Here is a 19,037-nt window from a genome sequence, read left to right on the forward strand (position 1 = left end):
CGGACCACGTCACCGCTTGCCGTGCAGGATGGTCACCAGCTTGGCCACCAAGGCGTCCGTCGACTCCTTGCGGCTGAACGACGTCAACGTCAACGGCGCCGTGAACCGCTGCCGGGCGATCGCCTTCGTGCGCGCGAACTCGCGCAACCCCTCCGGCCCGTGGATCCGCCCGAAGCCCGAATCACCCACGCCGCCGAAGGGCAGCGAAGCGATGCCCGCGAACGACAGCGGTGCGTTGATCGCCGTCATGCCCGTGCGCAGCTTCTCCGCCAGCTCCACGCCGCGGGACTTCGAAAACACCGTCGAACCCAAGCCGTACTTCGTGTTGTTCGCGTGCTCCACCGCTTCGTCCATGTCGCGGACCTTCGCGATCGTCACCGTCGGGCCGAACGTCTCCTCCATCACCGCCTCCGAGTCCTCCGGGACGTGGACCAGCACCGTCGGCTGCGCGTAGCGGTCGCCCACCGCGTCCTCGCCGCCCAGGACCGCTTCGCCTCCTCGGGCCAGTGCGTCCTGGATGTGGCGCTTGATCACGCCCAGCTGCGAAGGCATCGTCACCGGGCCGTACTGCGCCGCCTCGTCGGAGCCCGCGCGCACGTCCTTCGACTTCTCCACCACCTTCGCGACGAACTCGTCGTGGACCTTCTCGTGGACGTACACGCGCTCGACGCCGATGCACGTCTGGCCCGAGTTGGAGAACGCGCCCCAGACCGTGGCGTCCGCCGCCGCGTCCAGGTCGGCGTCCGCGTCGACCAGCACCGGGTCCTTGCCGCCCGCCTCGATGACGACCGGCGTGAGCGTCTCGGCGGCCGCGGCCATGATGCGCTTGCCCGTCGCCGTCGAGCCGGTGAACGCGATCTTGTCGACACCCGCCCCCACCAGCGCCGCGCCCGTCTCGCCGAAGCCGGTGATCAGCTGCAGCACCGGCTGCTCCGGCACGATCTCGGCGAACGCGTCGACCAGCCACTTCCCGACGCCCGGCGTGTACTCGCTGGGCTTGAACACCACCGCGTTGCCCGCCGCGAGCGCGTACGCGATCGAGCCCAGCGGCGTGAACACCGGGTAGTTCCACGGGCCGATCACGCCGACCACGCCCAGCGGCTGGTACTCGACGGTCGCCGCCTGGTTGGACATCAGCAGGCCGGCGGAGCGCTTCTGCTTGCCGAGGATCTTCTTCGCGTGCTTGCCCGCCCACGCGATGTGCTCGATGGCCAGGATGCTCTCGAGCTGCGCGTCGGCGATCGGCTTGCCGGTCTCGTCGCGGACGACCTGGCACAGCTGCGGCAGCCGCCGCGTCAGCACGCCCTTCCAGCTCCGCAGCCGCTCGGCGCGCCCCGCGAAGCCGAGGCCGGCCCACCACTTCGCCGCGGCACGGGCCCGCTCGACGGCGGCCCGCACGTCTTCGGCGGTGTGCACGGGGTAGGTTCCGACCACCTCGTCGGTCGCCGGGCTCAGCGAGTCGAAGGTCTCGCCGACCGACGTCGGCTTCGGCTGGACGGCAGTCATCGGCGTCTCCCTGGAGGTCGCGGGTCAGCCCAGGTTACGACGTTACTGACACCGTGCCAATAGCTCGTGCGGGCTTCCGCACCAGCATTGCACCGGCGACCGCCGCGGCAAAGGCGCCGAACAACGGCGGGAGCCACAACGGCAGCACGCCGACCGCCAGCGAACCCAGCCCGAAGCCGCACGACTGCACGGTGAAGCTCAACGAGAACCCCGCCGACCTGCGGTTCTTCGGCAGCAGCCGTTGCAGGTTGACCGACGTCGCCGCGACCAGCGGCCCGCCGCACACGCCGATCACCGCCACCGACGCGAGCAGGCCCGGCCAGCCGAAGTCCGCGGCCAGGACGATCCCACCCACGACGAACCCGGTCAGGAACAGCCGCGGGTCGCCGACCTTCCCGCGCCACGCGTAGAGCGCGCCTCCCACGAGACTCGCCCCGCACAGCACGGCGATCACGACCGGAGCGACCGTCGCCGGCGCGCCGAGGCGCTGGACCAGCGGCAACGGCGCCACCTCGATCGTCGACGTCAGCAGTCCGACGGTGAAGGCGCAGCACAGCCACGGCAGGTAGGTGCCGAGCCCGGCGGACAGGCCGTCCGGCTCGGCTTCCACCTGGTCGGGCGAAGCCGTGCGACGCGGGACGAGCACCGCGGCGGCCACGCAGGCGGCGGCCATCGCGGCCAGCGGCACGAGCGAACCCGCCAGGTCGAGCAACGCGACCAGCGCCGGACCGCCGACGAGCACGCTTTCGAGGAGCATCCCGTCGACGGAGATCGCCCGGGGCAGCAGCTCGTCGTCGACCGTGTCCGCGAGCAGGGTCCGGAACCCGCCCGACAGCGCCCCGCCCGGGATGCCGGGCAGCAGGACCGCCGCGAACAGCAAGGCGGCCGGCGCCTTCGCCGCGGCGGCCGCGGCCAGTACGACGAACCCGGCGCCGGTGAGCAGCAACAGCACCGGCAGGCCACGCGACGGACCGACGCGGTCGAGCAGCCGGCCCATCGGCACCGCGCACACCATCTCGGTGGCGACGAGGACCGACATCAGCACGCCGCCGAGCCGGTACGACCCGGTCGTGGCCGTCGTGAGCAGCGTGAACGCGAGGGGCGCCATGGTCGAGGGCAACCGGGCGAACTGGACGCCCGCCGACCAGCGCCAGTAGGCGCGATGGGTGAACAACGACATGCGGAGACCGTCTCTCGACCACGTTCTGCGGCACACTTATTCGGGTGAGAGCGAATCACCGATGATCGAGCTGGCCCTGAGCGCGGCCGGCGCGCAACGCGTCCGGTTCGCGATTTCGCCACTGGAGGAGGTCCTGGGCGCCGTCCAGACGCGGCTCGGCATCCGCGGGCACCCAGCGAACCTGCCGTGGGCGTCGACCGCGCCCGACGTCGACGTGCCCGAGCTGGCCGCCGTGCTGAGCGCACGGCACTACATCACCGAGTTCCTCAGCCCGCCGCCCGACGGCCCGGAGACGACCGCGGAGGCCCAGCTGCGCGCCGTGCGTGCGACGCCGCCGGCCCAGGTGGCGCTGGAGCTGGCGATGGTCGACGCCGACCTGTCCGGCCTGCCGCGCGACCCGGCGACCGCGCGTGACCTGCTCGCCGACCAGCTCGAGACGGTCTGGCACGCGCTGCTCGCGCCGGAATGGCCACGCCTGCGCGAGCTGCTGGCGGCGGACATCGCCTTCCGGACCCGGCAGCTGGGTTCCGGCGGCCTGGCTTCGATGCTCGCGGAGCTCCACCCGCGCGTCCGGCTGACCGGGACGTCGGTGCTCGTGGACGTCCAGGCGCGGGAACGGCTCGAGATCGACTCGCGCGGGCTGCTCCTGATCCCGGCGGTGTTCGCCTGGCCGGGGGTCGGCGTGGTGACGGTGCCGCCGTGGCAGATCTCGCTGCTCTACCCGGCGCGCGGCGTCGCCTCGCTGTGGCTGCCTTCGGCCGCGCCGTCGCACCCGGTGGCGGAGGTCCTCGGCCGGACGCGGGCGCTGCTGCTGGCCACGCTCGACCACCCGGCGGCGACCACCGAGCTGGCCCGCCGCCACGCACTGGCGCCGGCCACGGTTTCCGCGCACCTCAAGGCGTTGCTCGGCGCCGGGCTGCTGGTGTCGGAACGGCGGGGGCACCGGGTGCTGTACCGGCGAACGGAGCTCGGCGACGCGCTGCTGACCGGCAAACTGTGACGATGGACAGAACGGTGGCCTGGGAAGGCTTCTACAACACCAGGGACCTCGGTGGCCTGCCGACGCGCTCGGGCCGCACGACGCGCCGCGGCGCGTTCTTCAGGGCCGGTGACCTGCGGTTCGTGACCGGCACGGGCTGGGCACAGGCGCGGGAGGCCGGCGTCCGGACCGTCATCGACCTGCGCAACCCCGACGAAATCCGGCCGGCGGCGGACGGCCCGACGGCGCTGGCGGGCTCCGCGCGGTTCGCCGTCGCGAGCGCCCCGGCCACCCCGGCGGGCATTGACCGCGTCGAGGTTCCCCTCGACGACATCGACGACCTCGAGTTCTGGCGGTACGTCAACCGCGAGCGGCTGAACGGCACCCCGCTCTACTACCGCGTCTTCCTCGAACGGAAGGCGCGACGCTGCGCCGCCGTCGTCGAAACGGTCGCCCGGGCCGCGCCCGGGGGCGTCCTCTTCCACTGCGGTGCCGGGCGCGATCGGACCGGTCTCGTCGCGCTCCTGCTGCTGGCGCTGGCCGGCGTCGGCCCCGACGCCATCGCCGCGGACTACGACCTGTCCGCCGAGGCCGTGAAACCGCTCTTCGCCGCGATGGGCGCCGAAGACCAAGGGCCGGCCATCGAGGCGGTCCTCGCCGCGCGGGGCACGACGACCGCGGCCGCCATCCGGGACACGCTCGACGGTTTCGACGTCGAGCGGTACCTCCTCGACGCGGGGGTCGCCCGCGGCGACCTCGACGACATCCGGCACCGGCTGACCGACCAGGACTAGGCTGGAAAACGACCACGCGTGAAGGAGAAACACCGATGCGTATCGTCCATTTCGGACACGCCTGCCTGTTGCTCGAGACCGGCTCCGAGCGGATCCTGATCGATCCCGGCGCCTTCTCCACCGGCTTCGAGGGCGAGCGGGAGCTTTCCGCCGTGCTCGTCACGCACCAGCACTTCGACCACCTGGACGTCGAGCGGCTGCCCAAGGTCCTCGAGGCCAACCCGGACGCCAAGCTGATCGTCGACCCCGGGTCGGCGCCCGAGGTCGAGAAGCTGGGGCTGCCCTTCGACGTCGCCAACGTCGGGGACGCCTTCGCCGTCGGGGACACCTCCGTCAAGGCCGTCGGCGGGGAGCACGCCGTCATCCACGCCGACATTCCCGTGATCCCCAACATCGGGTACGTCTTCGACGACGGCGCCTTCTTCCACCCCGGCGACTCGTTCTTCGTGCCGGAGCAGCGGATCGACGTGCTCGGCCTGCCCACCGGCGCGCCGTGGCTCAAGGCCGGCGAGGCCGTCGACTACCTGCGGGCCGTCGCGCCGCGGGTTGCCGTGCCGATCCACGAAGCCGTGCTCGCCAACCCCGCGCTGCACTACGGCCTGTTCGGGAACCTCGCGCCCGAAGGCACCGAGGTCAAGGTGCTCGATCGGGCCGAACCGGCGAAGTTCTAGCCACCCACGCTTCGACGCCGTCCAGGAAGCGGTCGACGCCGAAGCCGAGTTCGGCGGGGAGCGCGTCTTCGGCGGCGCGCTCGTACCCGGACTCGCCCGCGGCTTCGGCCGCGTGCAACGCCGTCAGCGCGGGGTAGCGCGCCGGATCGAGCATCCCGTCCAGCGCCCGCGCCAGCTCGGCGTCGTCCTGGCGGCCGGCCAGGTCCAAGCTGATCTGCGCCGTGCCGCGCACGACCGCGGTCAGGTGCAACGCCGCCGCGCGTGCTTCGCCGCCTGCCAGGCCGGCCGCCAGCAGCGGCCGCAGCAGGCGGTCGAGCCAGGCGAGCTGGTGGGGGCCGACCGGCGCGTGGTCCAGCGGGACGCGCAGGATCCACGGCCGGGCCCGGAAACCGTCCCACAGCGCGCCCGCCCACTGGCGGACCGCCCGCCGGAAGTCGCCGTCGAGCTCCGGCGGCTGCCCGGCGCCGACGTCGGCCGCCACCTCCAGCAGCAGGTCCTTGCTCGGGATGTGCTTGTAGATCGCCATCGTCGAGTAGCCGAGCTCGGCGGCGATCCGCTGCATCGACAGCGCCTCCAGGCCGTCCGCGTCCGCGATCCGGACGGCGGCGTCGGCGATCCGCGCGACGTTGAGCTGCGCCCGCGGCCCCCGCCGGCCCCGCGAGCTCCCCTCCCACAGCAGCGTGAGGCTGCGGCGCACGTCGGCGCCCTTGCTGTCTTGCGTCGGCATACGCCCATCCTAAAACCGTTTATGTCGTACACTCAGGCGTATGTCATACACCGTTTCGTTCTGGCGCCGTCCGTGGATCGTCCCGCTGCTGATGGTGGTCGTGGCGTTCCTGGCCTTCTCCGTCCCGCCGTACCTGACGTTCGACCCGGCCCAATCCCGTCTGAGACCGCCCGAAGGCAACGCCGTCTACTACCCGCTGCTCGTCGGGCACGTCCTGTTCGGCACCGTCGCGATGGTGACGGCGTGCTTCCAGATCTGGCCCGCCTTCCGCGCCCGCCACCCGCGCGGGCACCGGATCACCGGGCGGATCTACGTCTTCGCCGGGGCGCTGCCGGCCGGCCTGCTCGGGCTGTACATCGGCTGGCACACCGCGGCGGGCCCGTCGGTGCGGGTGGCCAACCTCGTGGGCTCGGCCCTGTGGCTCGCCGTCACGGTGACCGGCCTGTGGCTGGCCCGCAAGCGCCGGTTCGGCGAACACCGCCGGTGGATGTCCCGCAGTTTCGCGCTCGCGATGTCGATCGTGCTGAGCCGGGTCGTCAACGTGATCACGACGATCGTGCTCATGCCCGAGCTGGACACGACTTTCCGCGGCAGCGAAGAACTCCTGCGCTACAGCGCCGCGAGCATCGGCGTCTGGCTCAGCCCGCTGCTGCTGCTCCTGCTCGCCGACTGGGTGCTGGAACGGCGGCGCAAACCCCGGAAGGTTCAGGCCGCGACCGCGCGCAGCGAGCCGTACGTGGCGCCGTAAGCGCGGTTCTCCAGCGCGACGTCGACGGCGTCGAGCAGGGCCTGGCGGAGGCCGGGGCGGGTGAGGTCCGTGGCATCCGCCCCCAGCCGGACCAGCCCGCCCCGGCGGGCCGCGCGCGCCGACGCCAGCACCAGTGCGAAGCAGCGGACGGTCTCGGTCCGCTGCGACTGGCTGGTGAACTCGTTCACGCGGGCGCGACGCACCTCGCCGGTGACCAGGTCACGCACCGCGCCGAGGTCCGCGCAGAGCCGGAAGCCGTGCTCGGCCAGCGCCTGCAGCGTGCCCTGCGACGCGATCCAGCGCGGCGGCGCGAAGCCGTCGACAGTCAGCCCGGCGTTGTCGAGAGCGGCCTTCGCGGCGATCAGCCGAAGCCGCGCCTCGTGCGCGGGCAGCGTCGCGAACTCCGCCTTCTTGCCCAGGTACACCGTGCGGTGCGTGGGCGTGACGGAGTGGTCGTAGCCGTGCAGCAGCACCGAATCACCGCGGCGGGCGCGGGTGCGCACCCACTCCGTCACCGGGCCTTCGCCGGTACGAGCGGCGTAGAGCACCGAAAGCGGCACTTTGCGGCGGTCCAGCTCGGCCGCGAGGTCGGCGCACCGGTGCAGCGTGCGCGGGGTGATTCCCGACAGCGAAACCAGCAAGCGAGCGTCCACGCCACCATTGGGACGCACGCGTCTGACCGGCCCGTGAACTGCGCAGAACGGGCGGGCGTCCGTTGCCGGAAGGCTCAGACGCCTTCCCGCAGGCGCTGCACCGCCACCGCGATCCGGCCCCGCAGGTCGGGATCGGCGACCTGACCGTCGGCGACGTCGGCGCGTGAGACCGGGATCCGCGCGCAGGCCTCGTCGACGATCTTCGCGCCCGCGTACGTCAGCACCTTGCGCAGCGAGTCGTGCGCGTCGCGGCCGCCGGTCGGCGCCGCCACCGACGACGCGTTGATCCACGCCACCGGCTTGCCGTAGATCTCGCCGCCGCCGACCGTCCAGTCGAGCAGGTTCTTGAACGAGCCGGGCAGGCCGCCCGCGTACTCCGGGGTGCAGATCAGGACGGCGTCGGCGGCCTTGATCGCCGCGCGCAGGGCGGCGACCGCCGGGTGCAGCGGGTCGCGGTCGTCATCCGGGTTGAAGTGCGGCAGGTCGCCGAGGCCGGTGTAAGTCGTGCTCGAGGCGAGGGTCGCGACCGTCCCCAGCACCGCCGCGTTGCCCGAGCCTGCTCGCAGGCTGCCGCAGATCAGCAGGATCACGCGGCCAGTCTGCCAGGGAAAGGCCGGTGATGCGGCGGTACGCCTCGAGGTACCGCTCGCGCGTGGCGCGCACCACGTCGGCCGGCAAGGGCGGCAGCTCGGAGACGCAGTCCCAGCCCGACGACGGGCCGACCAGCCAGTCACGAACGTGCTGCTTGTCGAAGGACGGCCGGCCCGGCCGGTGCCCGCCGGCCGGCCAGTAACGCGCCGAATCCGGCGTCAGCAGCTCGTCGGCGAGCACGAGGTCGCCGTTCGCGCGGGTGCCGAACTCGAACTTGGTGTCGGCCAGCACCAAGCCCTGGCCGGCGGCGTGTGCGGCGCCCCGGCGGTAGAGCTCCAGCGAAGCCTCGCGAACCTGCTCCGCGAGCGGCCGGCCGAGGACCGACACGAACGTGTCGAAGTCGAGGTGCTCGTCGATCTCACCCGGCCGCGCCTTGGTGGACGGCGTGAAGATCGGCTCGGGCAGGCGCTCCCACTCGGCCAGGCCCGCCGGCAGCGGGACTCCGCACACCGATCCGGACTTGCGGTATTCGGCGTACCCGCGACCGGCCAGGTGGCCACGGACGACGGCCTCCACCGGCAGCATCCGGAGGCGCTCGACGAGCAGCGCCCGGCCGCGGAACGCCTCCGGGATCAGGGGGCCGTCACAGGCCACGAAATGGTTCGGGAGGACGTCGGCGAGCTCGCGGAACCAGAACACGCTCATCGCCGTGAGCACCCGGCCCTTGTCCGGGACGACGGTGGGGAACACGCGCTCGAAGGCGGAGATGCGGTCGGACGCGACGACCAGCAGGTGGTCGTCGCCCGCGGCGTAGAGGTCGCGGACCTTGCCGGTCGCGAGGGTGGGGAGGGGTGTCACGGGCTGAACCCTAACGGGCACCCTCCGCCACCATGGATGATGCTGGCATGGCGTACGACTGGATCTCGGTGACCACCGACTACGGCCTGCGCGACGGCTTCGTGGCGGCCTGCCACGGCGTGATCGCGCGGCTCGCGCCCGCCGTGCGGGTGATCGACGTGACGCACGAGGTGCCGCCCCAGGACATCCGGCACGGTGCCATGGCGCTCGCCCAGACCGCGCCCTTCCTGCCGGAGTCGGTGCACGTCGCCGTCGTCGACCCCGGCGTCGGCACGGCCCGGCTCGGGGTGGTCGTGGTCGCCGGGGGCGGGCTGCTGGTCGGGCCGGACAACGGCGTCCTGCTGCCGGCCGCGCACGCGCTCGGCGGCGTCCGCGCCGCGTACGAGCTGGCCGAGCCGGCGCTGCGGCTGCCGGTCACGTCGTCGACCTTCCACGGCCGGGACGTCTTCGCGCCGGCCGCCGCGCACCTGGCCCTGGGCGTCGCGCCCGCCGACTTCGGCGACCCGGTCGCCGACCTCGTCGAGCTGCCGGAGCCGTTCGTGGCGGCGTTCCCCGGGAAGCTGGTGTCGGAGGTGCTGACGGTCGACCACTTCGGCAACGTCCAGCTGGCGGCGACGCCGTCGGACCTCGAGCTGTCGGGGCTGGCCGGCGCGGTGCTGGTGCACAGCGAGCGGGTCGCGGTGAGCACCGTGATCGGCCGGACGTTCGCCGACGTGCCCGCCGGCGCGAGCGTGCTCTACACCGATTCGGCCGGCCGGCTCGCGGTCGCCGTCAACGGTGGTTCCGCGGCCGCCGTGCTCGGGCTCGGGCCGGCCCAGGAGTGCACGATCACCTCGTCGCCGACCGCGACCTGACCCGGCCGCACGACCGCAGCTTTCATACCGAAAGTGACGCCGCCGTCCGGATGCCGGCGGTAGGTCGCGAGGCTGCGGATCGGTTCGGGGCCGGCCTTCTTGCCGGTCTCCTGGTCGACCATCGGGACCGTGCAGCGCACGCATTGCTTGGCGTAGCCGAACTCCGCGGTGCCCGCGGTCATCGCGCGGACCTCGTCCTCGGTGTGCGGCTCGGCCCAGCCCGAGATGATCACGTTGGCACGGAAGCGGTCCATCGGCACCGGTTCGGCGCCGCGTTCGAGGATCCGCTCGTTCAGTCCATCCAAAGAGGACTCACCGGCGACGAGCAGCGCGTGCCCGTCGGCGAACGCGGCGGTGCCCGGCGTCTCCCCGCTGGTGACGCGCTCGTGGTCCGGCGCGACCCCGATCAGCACCGAGGGCAGGCCGAGCAGCTCGGAGAACCACTCCGCGGCTTCGGCGCCCTGGTGGACTCCGGTGCCCTGCCAGGAAAACGTCGACCCCGGGTGCCGCGGGCCCTCGCGCCGGATGTCGAGCTCGAGGTCGTCGAAACCGGCCGCGGACAGCTTCAGCTTCCCGCCCAGCACCCGCGGCCGGACGGACGCCAGCACCGGGTAGCGGCGCTGGCTGCGGAAGTCGCCGTCGGGCGCCACGACCTGGAAGACGCGGTCGTGCGCCAGCCCGGCCGGGCCGACCTCGGCGACCGGCACCGAAGTGCCGGCACAGCCCTTGACCGGGTAGTACGTCAGCTGCGCGATCCTCGCCATGCCCGCAGGCTACCCGCGGGCACGGCGAAGCTCCCTACCGTTTTCACAGGACCTGTGACAGGAATCGCTGCAGGCGGGGGCTCTGCGGGGAGTCGAAGACCTGCGCCGGCGGTCCCTGCTCGACGATCTTCCCCGCGTCCATGAACGCCACCTCGTCGGCGACGCTGCGGGCGAAGCCCATCTCGTGCGTGACGACGATCAGCGTCAAGCCCCGCGACGCGAGTCCCGCCATGAGGTTCAGCACCCCCTTGACCAGCTCGGGGTCGAGCGCGCTGGTGGCCTCGTCGAACAGCATCACCTCGGGCTCCATCGCCAGCGCCCGCGCGATCGCGACGCGCTGCTGCTGACCGCCGGACAACGCGCTCGGCCGGTACGGCGCCTTGTCCGCGAGCCCGACCTCCGCCAGGCGCGCGCGGGCGATCTCCGCCGCCTCCTCCTTGCCCAGCTTCTTCACGCTGCGCAGCGGCAGCACGATGTTGTCGAGCACGCTGCGGTGGCCGAAGAGGTTGAAGTGCTGGAAGACCATGCCGACGCGCTGGCGCAGGGCGTCCGGGTCGGACTTGATCACGGACTCGCCGTCGAGCAGCAGGTCGCCGGAGTCCGGCTCCTGCAGGCGGTTCACGCACCGCAGCAGCGTCGACTTGCCGGAGCCGGACGGCCCGATGACGCAGGTCGTCTTGCCGCTCTCCACGCGCAGGTCCACGCCGCGCAGGACTTCGAGCGTGCCGAAGCTGACGTGGATGTCGCGCAGCTCCACACTGGACGTTCGCACCGCCGTCACCACGTGCTGACCCTCCCGCCGGCGCCGAGCTCCACCGGGTCGCCGTCGTCCGGGTCGTCGACCCGCACCTTGCGCCCGGTCCGGAGCTTCTTGTCGATGTAGTTGACCAGGTGCGTCAGCGGCACGGTGATGACCAGGAAGAACACCCCGGCGGCGACCAGCGGCGACAGGTTTCCGGTGTTGGCCGCGAGGTCCTGGCCGATCCGGAACAGCTCGCGCTGCCCGGACAGCAGCCCGAGCACGTAGACGAGGCTGGAGTCCTTGACCAGCGCGATGAACTGGTTCACCAGCGCGGGCAGCACCCGCCGCACACCCTGCGGGATGATCACCAGCACCATCGACCTGGTGTAGCTCATCCCGAGCGCGCGGCTGGCCTCCAGCTGTCCTTTGTCGACACTCTGGATGCCGGACCGGAAGATCTCGCCGATGTAGGCGGCGGCGATCAGGGACAGCGCCAGGATGCCCATCGGGTACGGGTTCGTGCCGACGACGTCCCGCGCGAGCGTGCCGAGCCCCTGACCGATCAGCAGGATCGTCAGGATGGCCGGCAGCCCGCGGAAGACGTCGGTGTAGATCCGCGCCGGCCAGCGCAGCCACCACTTGGTCGACAGGCCCATGACGGCCAGCAGCATGCCGACCACGGTGCCGATCAGCGCCGAGGACACCGACAGGACCAGCGTGTTCAGCAGGCCGGTCTTCAGCAGGTCAGGCAGGACCTGGGAGATGTACTCCCAGTCGAGAAAAGTGTTGATGAAGTCGTCCATTGTGGACTACTGCCCCGCCTTGAACTCCGCCGGCACGGGCGCGGTGGGCTCGAACTGGTCGTGCACCTTCACCCAGGTGCCGTCCGCGATGACCTTCTTGAGGCCGTCGTTGATCTTGCCGATCAGCTCGTTGTTGCCCTTCTTGAAGGCGAACCCGTGCGGGATGGTCGTGGTGATCGCCTTGGTCACCTTGAGCTTGGCGTCCGCGTTGTTCTTCGCGTAGTCCTCGGCGGTGGCCTGGTCGAACACCGCGCCGTCGATCGCGCCGGTCTTGAGGGCGTTGAGCGTGGCCGCGTCGTTCGGGAAGCGGACGGCCTGCGCGGTCGGCGCGTTCGAGCCGAGCCAGGTGTCCGACACCGTGCCCTGCACGACGCCGATCCGCTTGCCCGCCAGGGAGTTCTCATCGGTGATGCCGGCCGTCTCCTTGGCTTCGATGCCGAGGGACTGGTAGTTGTACGGCGCGGAGAAGTCGACGGTCTTCTTGCGGGCGTCGGTCTGCGAGATCGCCGAGCTGCCGATGTCGAACGTGCCGTTCGCGACCTGGCCGAGCAGCGCCGAGAACTCCGTCGCGGCGAACTCCAGCTTGAGCCCTTCCTTGGCCGCGATGGCCTTCAGCAGCTCGTTGTCGAAGCCGGTGTAGTTGCCGTTCTCCTGGTAGGCGTTCGGCTTCGAGTCGCTGAGCGTGCCGACGCGCAGGGTGTCGCTGCCGCTGTCCGAGCCACCGCCGCAGGCGGTGAGCGCCATCAACAGGGTCGCGGTGAGCGCCGTGACCAGTGTCTTCTTCATGCTTCTCCTAACCCTGGAACCCGGCCGGCACCGGAGCGGTCGGCAGGAACTGCTGGTGCAGCTTAAGCCAGGTCCCGTCGGAGATCACCTGCTTGAGACCGGTGTCGATCTTGCCGAGCAGCGCGGAGTTGCCCTTCTTCACCGCGAAGCCGTGCGGCACATCCGTGACGAAGCTCTTCACGACGACCAGCTTGGCGTCCGGGTTGTCGGTGACGTTCTTCTCCGCGATGCTCTGGTCGAGGATGTACGCGTCGACCGCGCCGGTCTTCAGCGCGGTCAGCGCGGCGGCGTAGTCCGGGAAGCGCATGGCCTGGGCGGTGGGCACCGTGCTGGTCAGCCAGTGGTCGCCGACGGTCGCCTGGATGACGGCGACGCGCTTGCCGGCCAGGCCCTTCTCATCGGTGACCGGCGTGCCCTGCTTGGCCTGGATGCTCAAGCTGATGGCCCGCACCCCTCGCTTGTCCACGGTGCCGACGATCGCGGGACCACCGAGAAGAGCACCGCCGGATTCGCATGACCGCTCGCGTGGGCGGACCCGAGGCTGCGGCGGCCGGAGTCGCTCCCGTTGCCGAAGCCGGGCTGTCCGCGGTCCTCGAGAACGGATTTTCGCCACGGCGGAGTGGTTGCCGAGTCGCCGCGGGCCCGGCTTGCCCGAGTTCGTGACGATCAGCTTCCGCACGTCACACACCCACGTTCTTCACGAGCAGGCCGGGCCCGCCCTGCCGGAGTTCCTTCGACAGCGGCGTGTTCTTGTAGAACTGGCCGTAGATCCGGGCGACCGTGCCGTCCGCGACGGCCTTCGCCAGGCCGTCGTTGAGCTTGTTCAGCAGGTCGGTGTTCTTCTTGGCGACGGCGAACGCCGACGGCGTGTCCTTGTCCTCGGCCGTGTACCCCAGCTCCAGCGGCACGCCCGGGTTCTGGTCCAGGTACTTCTGCCCGATGTCCTGCGGGACGACCCAGCCGTCCAGCGTGCCGTTCTTCAGCTGCGCGAAACCCGCGTTGTAGTCCGGGAAGCGGACGACATGGGCGCCGGAGACCTTGCCGGCGAACTCGTCCTGCACCGAGCCCTGCACCACGCCGAGCCGCTTGCCCGGCAGCGTCGCGACGTCCTTGAGGTTCGCGCCCTTCGCCGTCACGACCGTGGTGAAGCCGGTGTTGTAGCCGTTGGAGAAGGCGACCGTCTTCTTGCGTGCCTCGGTGCTCGAGATCGTCGAGCTGCCGATGTCGAACTTGCCGGTCGCGACGCCGGCCAGCAGGCTGGAGAACTCGGTGCCGACGAACTCGACCTCGAAGCCTTCCCGCTTCGCGATGTCACGCAGCAGTTCGTTGTCGTAGCCGGTGAACCGGCCGTTCTCCAGGTAGATCGACGGCGGCGCGTCGCTCAGGGTCCCGACGCGCAGGGTGGTCGACCCCGCGTCGGAACCACCGCAGGCGGTCAGGGTCAACGTCAACGCGCCCGCGGTGAGGGCGGCGGCGATCTTGGACAGCGGGGATCTCATCGCTTCTTCCATGGTGATGATGAGCGCCGGACAGCGCTCGCGGGGTCAGCGATCGAGATTAGGGATTTCGCCCGTTCGGGTGGATTCGTTCCAGTCCGTGGACGGGTGCGTCAGCTCACAGGATGGGCTGCGGCGCGTAGCCCGAAGCGTCGGGGAAGCGCTCGAGGACCTGCGAGACGCGCTCGGCCACCTGAGCCACCTGACGCCCGGCCGTGCCGGTGAACGAGATCCGGTCGGCGAGGAGTTTGTCCAGCTCACCGCGGTCGAGCGGGATGCGCTCGTCGGCGGCGAACCGGTCGAGGAGGTCGTTCTCGGCGCGGCCTTCGCGCATTTCGAGGGCGACGGCGACGGCGTTTTCCTTGATGGCTTCGTGGGCCGTCTCACGTCCGACGCCCGCGCGGACCGACGCCATGAGCACCTTCGTCGTGGTGAGGAACGGCAGGTAGCGATCCAGCTCACGCTCGATCACCGCCGGGAAGGCGCCGAACTCGGTGAGCACCGTGAGGAACGTCTCCAGCAGGCCGTCGAGCGCGAAGAACGCGTCCGGCAGCGCCACGCGGCGGACGACCGAGTCGGAGACGTCGCCTTCGTTCCACTGGTCGCCGGCCAGCTCGCCGATCATCGACAGGTAGCCGCGGAGCACGACGGCGAGGCCGTTGACGCGCTCGCACGAGCGGGTGTTCATCTTGTGCGGCATGGCGGACGAACCCACCTGGCCGGGCTTGAAGCCCTCGGTGACCAGCTCGTGGCCGGCCATCAGCCGGATCGTCTTGGCCAGGCTCGACGGGGCGGCGGCGAGCTGGACCACAGTGGACAGCACGTCGAAGTCGAGCGAGCGCGGGTACACCTGGCCGACGCTGACGAACCGCCGGTTGAACCCGAGGTGCTGCATGACGCGGTCTTCGAGCTGGTCCAAAGTGGACTCGTCACCGAGCAGGTCGAGCATGTCCTGCGCGGTGCCGACCGGGCCCTTGATGCCACGCAGCGGGTAGCGCTCGACGAGGTTCTCGAGCCGCTCGAAGGCGACGAGCAGCTCGTCGGCCGCCGTGGCGAACCGCTTGCCCAGCGTGGTGGCCTGCGCGGCGACGTTGTGCGAGCGCCCGGCCATGACGGTGTCGGCGTGCTCGACGGCGAGGGCGGCCAACCGCGCCAGCACGGCGGCGACGCGCGTCTGCATCAGCTCCAGCGAGCGGAGCAGCTGGAGCTGATCGACGTTCTCGGTGAGGTCGCGCGAGGTCATGCCCTTGTGGATGTGCTCCTGGCCGGCGAGCTCGCTGAACTCCTCGATCCGCGCCTTGACGTCGTGCCGCGTGACGCGCTCCCGGGCGGCGATCGACTCCAGGTCGACGGTGTCGAGCACCCGCTCGTACGCCTCGACGACGCCATCGGGCACCTCGACGCCGAGGTCCTTCTGCGCCTTGAGGACGGCGATCCAGAGCTGACGCTCCAGGACGACCTTCTGCTCCGGCGACCAGAGCGAGACCAGCTCCGGCGAGGCGTAGCGGGCGGCGAGCACGTTCGGAATGCGGGGCTTGTCCGTCACGCCCTCACGATACCTGCGCAGGTCAGCAGGGTCGCACGTCGGACGCCTTCACGTAGACCAGCCGGTGGTTGTAGGAGAGCTGGAGGTACCTGGTCCCGCCCGTGACCAGCGTGTGGTTGGCCGGGACGTCCGCCGGGTCGAAGCGCGCGTAGTAGTTCTCCGCGCGGAATTCGCCGGTGACGACGTAGCTCTGGCCCGCGGGCAGCGTCCACGGGATCGCGCCGACCGTCCAGATCGGGTCGAACGGGATGTCCGCCGGGTACTCGGACTGTTCGGGGAACGCCCGCCCGTACAGCGGCACCGAAGTGGCCGCGGTCACCCGCCGGGCCTGCGCGGGCAAGGTCATGCTGTGCCCCGGGTTCGAGAACCACGCCTTCTGGCCGCCGTACCAGATCGCCGTCCAGTCACCCTGCTCCCCGGCGAGCGCGTAGGTGCGGCCCGCGACCGCCTTGTCGCTCCAGTCGTCGATCGCGGTCGTGCCGGCCGAGCCGTCCGGGTGCACCACGGGATCGGTGATCAGCGGTGCCGCCGCGTCCGGCGCCGTGTGCAGGTGGACGAAGTTCGCGCCGTGCGCGGGCAGTGGCGTGCAGGTGCTGCCGGAGCACGTGGTCATCGGGGGCTGGTTGGTCGCGTAGTCCGGGTGGATCGTGACGGCCTGGTCGCCGGTCGCCTTGCCCGGCGCGCCGAGCAGGTCCAGGTAGTGGTTCCAGTCCCAGTACGGGCCCGGGTCCCAGTGCGCGGCCGAGAAGTTCGCCGTGCGCTCGCGGGAGATGTCCTCGTGGCCGAGGATGTGCTCGCGGTCCAGCGGGATGTCGTACTTCGCCGCCAGGTACTTCACCAGGTTCGCCGAGGCCTGGTACATCTGCTCGGTGTACCAGGTGCCGCCCTCGGCGGCGATGCCTTCGTGCTCGATGCCGATCGAGTGCTCGTTCATCGTCCAGTTGCCCGCGTGCCAGGCGACGTCCTTCGTCGGCACCATCTGCGTGACCTGGCCGTCGGACGAGCGGATCACGTAGTGCGCGCTCGAGCCGCTCGCCGGCTTCCGGAAGGTGGCGATGGCCTGGTCGTACGGGCTCGCGCCGCTGCCCGGCACGCTTTCGGTGTCGTGGATGACGATGTACTGGATCCGCTGGCCGTCGGCGGGCCGGTTCGCCGGGTCGTAGTTGCCGTAGTCGTTGGCGTTCGCGTGGTCCTCGCTCGCCCAGTCGTAGGCGGCGGGCACGAACCGGCAGTCGAGGTTCGCCGGGCATTCCGGCGCTTCCTGCGCGTGGGCCGTGACGGGGAGGGCGGCGGTGACGGCCAGCGCGAACACCGCGGCGGTCAGGCTTCGGACGGTGAAGGGCACACGTCATCTTCCCGGACTTCGGCACGAATCGACAACTCGGTGCCTTCCCCGGGTTCCAGGGTGGTCAGCGGGCCGAGGACCTCCAGCTCGACGATCCGCGCCGGCGGATCCAGATTTCCCAGTTCCGCCAACGGCTCCGGGAGCGGGTGCTCCAGCCAGATCTCCAGTGGTGAGCCCTGATCCGGATATTCGCCTGCCGGGTCGACGGCGAAGCTCAACGTCAGCGCGCCGTACGACACCCAGCCTGCCGTGCCCGGCACGCCCAGCTTGCCGACGACGTCCTGCGCCGGGACGACCAGCCGTTCACCGTCCACTATGTACTCCGGCGTGCCGGTCCCGGCCACCAGCGCGACGACGCCGGGCCGGCGGAGCCCGGCCGTGACCGAGCGGCCGCCCGGCAGCTGCGTCACGTTCCACAGGGCCCAGCGGATCCGGCGCCCGGACGTGTTTTCGGCGCGCAGCCGCAGCTCGTAGCCGTCGTCGAGGATCGTGATCGCGCGGGTGAAGCGCAGGCCGGTGCGCGGGTCCGGCGCGCTGGTCATGGTGACCGTGTGGCCGTCGACCACCGCGGCGTACGGGCCGGAGTCGAGGACGGGGTCCGGCGGGCCCGCCCACTCGTCCGGGCCGGACCAGCCCTGCGGCGCGGGCCACGTCTTGTCGCCGCCGTAGTTGACCCAGTCGCCCATCCGGCCCGAGTTCGGCGCGTACTCGCCGCGCAGGTCGTCGCCGAGCAGGTTTTCGTTGCGCCACAACAGCTCGACGCCGCGATGGCGCACCGAGAGGAGCCGGCCGCCCAGCTCCGGGACCAGGCCGAGGCGCAGGTCGCCGCGGTCGAGCCAGATCACCATTCGGCGAGCCCGCCGTCGTCGTGGCGCCACACCGGCGACCGCCAGGCGTGCCCGACCTCGTCGGCCCGGCGGACGGCTGCTTCGTCGACCTCGATGCCGAGCCCGGGGCCGAGCGGCCGGGCCGCGTAGCCGTCCCGGAACGCGAACACCGACGGGTCCACGAGGTACTGGTGCTCCTGGCCCTCGTGGTAGTGCATGCCGACGCTCTGTTCCTGGATCAGGAAGTTCGGCGTCGCGAACGCGACCTGCATCGACGCGGCCAGCGAGATCGGCCCGAGCGGGCAGTGCGGCGCCAGCGCGGCGCCGTACATCTCGGCCAGCGCGCCGATCCGCCGCAGCTCGGAGATGCCACCGGCGTGCGACGGGTCGGGCTGGACCACCGCGACTCCGGCGTCGAGCACCGGCTTGAACTCCCAACGCGAGTAGAGCCGCTCACCGACCGCGATCGGCACGGTGGACGCCTCGACGACCTTGCGCAGCGCGTCGCCCTGCGTCTCCGGCAGCACCGGTTCCTCGACGAACATCGGCTGGACGTCTTCGAGCAGCTTCACCAGCCGCCGCGCCATCGCGGGCGAGACGCGGCCGTGGAAGTCGATCGCGAGGTCGCGGTGCGGGCCGAGGACCTCCCGCGCCTCCCACGCGCGCGCCACCGCGGCGTCGGCCTCCGCCGGCGACGCGATCGCGGTCAGCGGGCCGGCGACGTTCATCTTCACCGCGGTGAACCCGGCCTCGACCTGCGCGGACACGGCTTCGCGGATGCCGGCCGGGCGGTCGCCGCCGACCCAGCTGTAGACGCGGACGCGGTCGCGGACCGGGCCGCCGAGCAGCTCGTGCACCGGCGCGTCGCGCACCTTGCCGGCGATGTCCCACAGCGCGTGGTCGAACCCGGCCAGCGCGCTCGAGAGCACCGGGCCGCCGCGGTAGAAGCCGCCGCGGCGCAGCACCTGCCAGTGGTCCTCGATGCGCAGCGGGTCCTGGCCGATCAGCAGCTCGGCCAGCTCGTGCACGGCCGCGCGCACGGTCTCCGCGCGGCCCTCGACCACGGGCTCGCCCCAGCCGCTGACACCCTCGTCCGTGCTGACCTTGAGGAACAGCCAGCGCGGCGCGACCAGAAACGTTTCAACTCCGGTGATCTTCACCCGTTGT

General features: G+C 71.5%; 20 protein-coding genes and 1 pseudogene. 5 read left to right on the top strand and 16 right to left on the bottom strand.

All coding sequences use genetic code 11. The annotated features are described in order from the left end of the window. Positions 1-9 precede the first annotated feature (9 nt). Complete coding sequence (locus M8542_RS29375) at positions 10-1,506, bottom strand: aldehyde dehydrogenase family protein (RefSeq protein ID WP_257923509.1); 1,497 nt, start codon at positions 1,504-1,506, stop codon at positions 10-12. A gap of 34 nt (positions 1,507-1,540) precedes the next feature. Further along, the gene (locus M8542_RS29380) at positions 1,541-2,686 is read right to left on the bottom strand and encodes an MFS transporter (protein ID WP_257923510.1); all 1,146 of its coding nucleotides are present in this window, start codon (positions 2,684-2,686) and stop codon (positions 1,541-1,543) included. A 61-nt stretch (positions 2,687-2,747) separates the two neighbouring features. On the opposite strand from M8542_RS29380, the gene M8542_RS29385 reads away from it, so the two are divergent. Genes M8542_RS29385 through M8542_RS29395 form a run of 3 tightly spaced genes read left to right on the top strand, consistent with a single transcriptional unit; the run spans position 2,748 to position 5,130 of the window. Continuing rightward, entirely contained in the window at positions 2,748-3,686 is a 939-nt protein-coding gene (locus tag M8542_RS29385; protein ID WP_257923511.1) for a DUF5937 family protein, read from the top strand. A gap of 2 nt (positions 3,687-3,688) precedes the next feature. Continuing rightward, positions 3,689-4,459, top strand: a complete 771-nt coding sequence (locus tag M8542_RS29390) for a tyrosine-protein phosphatase (protein ID WP_257923512.1) — start codon at positions 3,689-3,691, stop codon at positions 4,457-4,459. Between the two features lie 35 nt (positions 4,460-4,494). Further along, a complete protein-coding gene (locus tag M8542_RS29395; RefSeq protein WP_257923513.1) occupies positions 4,495-5,130 on the top strand; it encodes an MBL fold metallo-hydrolase in 636 nt (211 codons plus the stop codon). Here the strand turns inward: M8542_RS29395 and M8542_RS29400 are convergent. After that, on the bottom strand, positions 5,093-5,857 hold the full coding sequence (locus tag M8542_RS29400; RefSeq protein ID WP_257923514.1) for a TetR/AcrR family transcriptional regulator: 765 nt from the start codon (positions 5,855-5,857) through the stop codon (positions 5,093-5,095). The genes M8542_RS29395 and M8542_RS29400 overlap by 38 nt on opposite strands. 40 nt (positions 5,858-5,897) lie before the next feature. Between M8542_RS29400 and M8542_RS29405 the strand changes: the two genes are divergently transcribed. After that, positions 5,898-6,605, top strand: coding sequence for a DUF2306 domain-containing protein (locus M8542_RS29405; protein WP_257923515.1), 708 nt, complete (start codon positions 5,898-5,900; stop codon positions 6,603-6,605). Here the strand turns inward: M8542_RS29405 and M8542_RS29410 are convergent. The 3 genes from M8542_RS29410 to M8542_RS29420 form a co-directional block, all read right to left on the bottom strand. After that, positions 6,563-7,258, bottom strand: coding sequence for a DUF2334 domain-containing protein (locus M8542_RS29410; RefSeq protein WP_257923516.1), 696 nt, complete (start codon positions 7,256-7,258; stop codon positions 6,563-6,565). The two genes, M8542_RS29405 and M8542_RS29410, sit on opposite strands and share 43 nt — an antisense overlap. 74 nt (positions 7,259-7,332) lie before the next feature. Next, on the bottom strand, positions 7,333-7,797 hold the full coding sequence (locus M8542_RS29415) for an NADPH-dependent FMN reductase (RefSeq protein ID WP_257923708.1): 465 nt from the start codon (positions 7,795-7,797) through the stop codon (positions 7,333-7,335). Beyond that, entirely contained in the window at positions 7,718-8,707 is a 990-nt protein-coding gene (locus M8542_RS29420) for a phosphoribosylaminoimidazolesuccinocarboxamide synthase (protein WP_257923517.1), read from the bottom strand. Before M8542_RS29420 ends, M8542_RS29415 begins: the two co-directional genes overlap by 80 nt. Before the next feature lie 47 nt (positions 8,708-8,754). Between M8542_RS29420 and M8542_RS29425 the strand changes: the two genes are divergently transcribed. After that, positions 8,755-9,561 (top strand): SAM hydrolase/SAM-dependent halogenase family protein, encoded by an 807-nt coding sequence (locus M8542_RS29425; protein WP_257923518.1) that lies wholly within the window; start codon positions 8,755-8,757, stop codon positions 9,559-9,561. On the opposite strand, the gene M8542_RS29430 is transcribed toward M8542_RS29425, so the two are convergent. The 10 genes and pseudogenes from M8542_RS29430 to dgoD all read right to left on the bottom strand — a co-directional run bounded on the left by M8542_RS29430 (position 9,444) and on the right by dgoD (position 19,030). Then, the gene (locus tag M8542_RS29430; protein WP_257923519.1) at positions 9,444-10,325 is read right to left on the bottom strand and encodes an MOSC domain-containing protein; all 882 of its coding nucleotides are present in this window, start codon (positions 10,323-10,325) and stop codon (positions 9,444-9,446) included. The genes M8542_RS29425 and M8542_RS29430 overlap by 118 nt on opposite strands. A 43-nt stretch (positions 10,326-10,368) precedes the next feature. Next, positions 10,369-11,109, bottom strand: a complete 741-nt coding sequence (locus tag M8542_RS29435) for an amino acid ABC transporter ATP-binding protein (protein ID WP_308210300.1) — start codon at positions 11,107-11,109, stop codon at positions 10,369-10,371. After that, entirely contained in the window at positions 11,103-11,870 is a 768-nt protein-coding gene (locus tag M8542_RS29440) for an amino acid ABC transporter permease (protein WP_257923520.1), read from the bottom strand. The genes M8542_RS29435 and M8542_RS29440 overlap by 7 nt, the downstream gene beginning before the upstream one ends. Before the next feature lie 6 nt (positions 11,871-11,876). Then, positions 11,877-12,656 carry an ABC transporter substrate-binding protein gene (locus M8542_RS29445; RefSeq protein ID WP_257923521.1) on the bottom strand — a complete coding sequence of 260 codons (780 nt, stop codon included), beginning with the start codon at positions 12,654-12,656 and terminating at the stop codon, positions 11,877-11,879. Between the two features lie 7 nt (positions 12,657-12,663). Beyond that, a pseudogene (locus M8542_RS29450) lies at positions 12,664-13,095 on the bottom strand (substrate-binding periplasmic protein); the annotation flags it as partial. A 241-nt stretch (positions 13,096-13,336) separates the two neighbouring features. Further along, positions 13,337-14,155: an ABC transporter substrate-binding protein gene (locus M8542_RS29455; RefSeq protein WP_257923522.1), complete on the bottom strand. Its 819-nt coding sequence runs from the start codon at positions 14,153-14,155 to the stop codon at positions 13,337-13,339. A gap of 115 nt (positions 14,156-14,270) precedes the next feature. Further along, on the bottom strand, positions 14,271-15,698 hold the full coding sequence (purB, locus tag M8542_RS29460; RefSeq protein ID WP_257923523.1) for an adenylosuccinate lyase: 1,428 nt from the start codon (positions 15,696-15,698) through the stop codon (positions 14,271-14,273). 22 nt (positions 15,699-15,720) lie between these two features. Next, positions 15,721-17,043 carry an N-acetylmuramoyl-L-alanine amidase gene (locus tag M8542_RS29465; RefSeq protein WP_257923524.1) on the bottom strand — a complete coding sequence of 441 codons (1,323 nt, stop codon included), beginning with the start codon at positions 17,041-17,043 and terminating at the stop codon, positions 15,721-15,723. Continuing rightward, positions 17,019-17,891 (bottom strand): DUF4380 domain-containing protein, encoded by an 873-nt coding sequence (locus tag M8542_RS29470; RefSeq protein WP_257923525.1) that lies wholly within the window; start codon positions 17,889-17,891, stop codon positions 17,019-17,021. The genes M8542_RS29465 and M8542_RS29470 overlap by 25 nt, the downstream gene beginning before the upstream one ends. Beyond that, a complete protein-coding gene (gene dgoD / locus M8542_RS29475) occupies positions 17,885-19,030 on the bottom strand; it encodes a galactonate dehydratase (protein WP_257923526.1) in 1,146 nt (381 codons plus the stop codon). Before dgoD ends, M8542_RS29470 begins: the two co-directional genes overlap by 7 nt. Between the last annotated feature and the right edge of the window lie 7 nt (positions 19,031-19,037).

The sequence above is a fragment of the Amycolatopsis iheyensis genome (assembly GCF_024703995.1).
Taxonomy (GTDB): Bacteria; Actinomycetota; Actinomycetes; order Mycobacteriales; family Pseudonocardiaceae; genus Amycolatopsis; species Amycolatopsis iheyensis.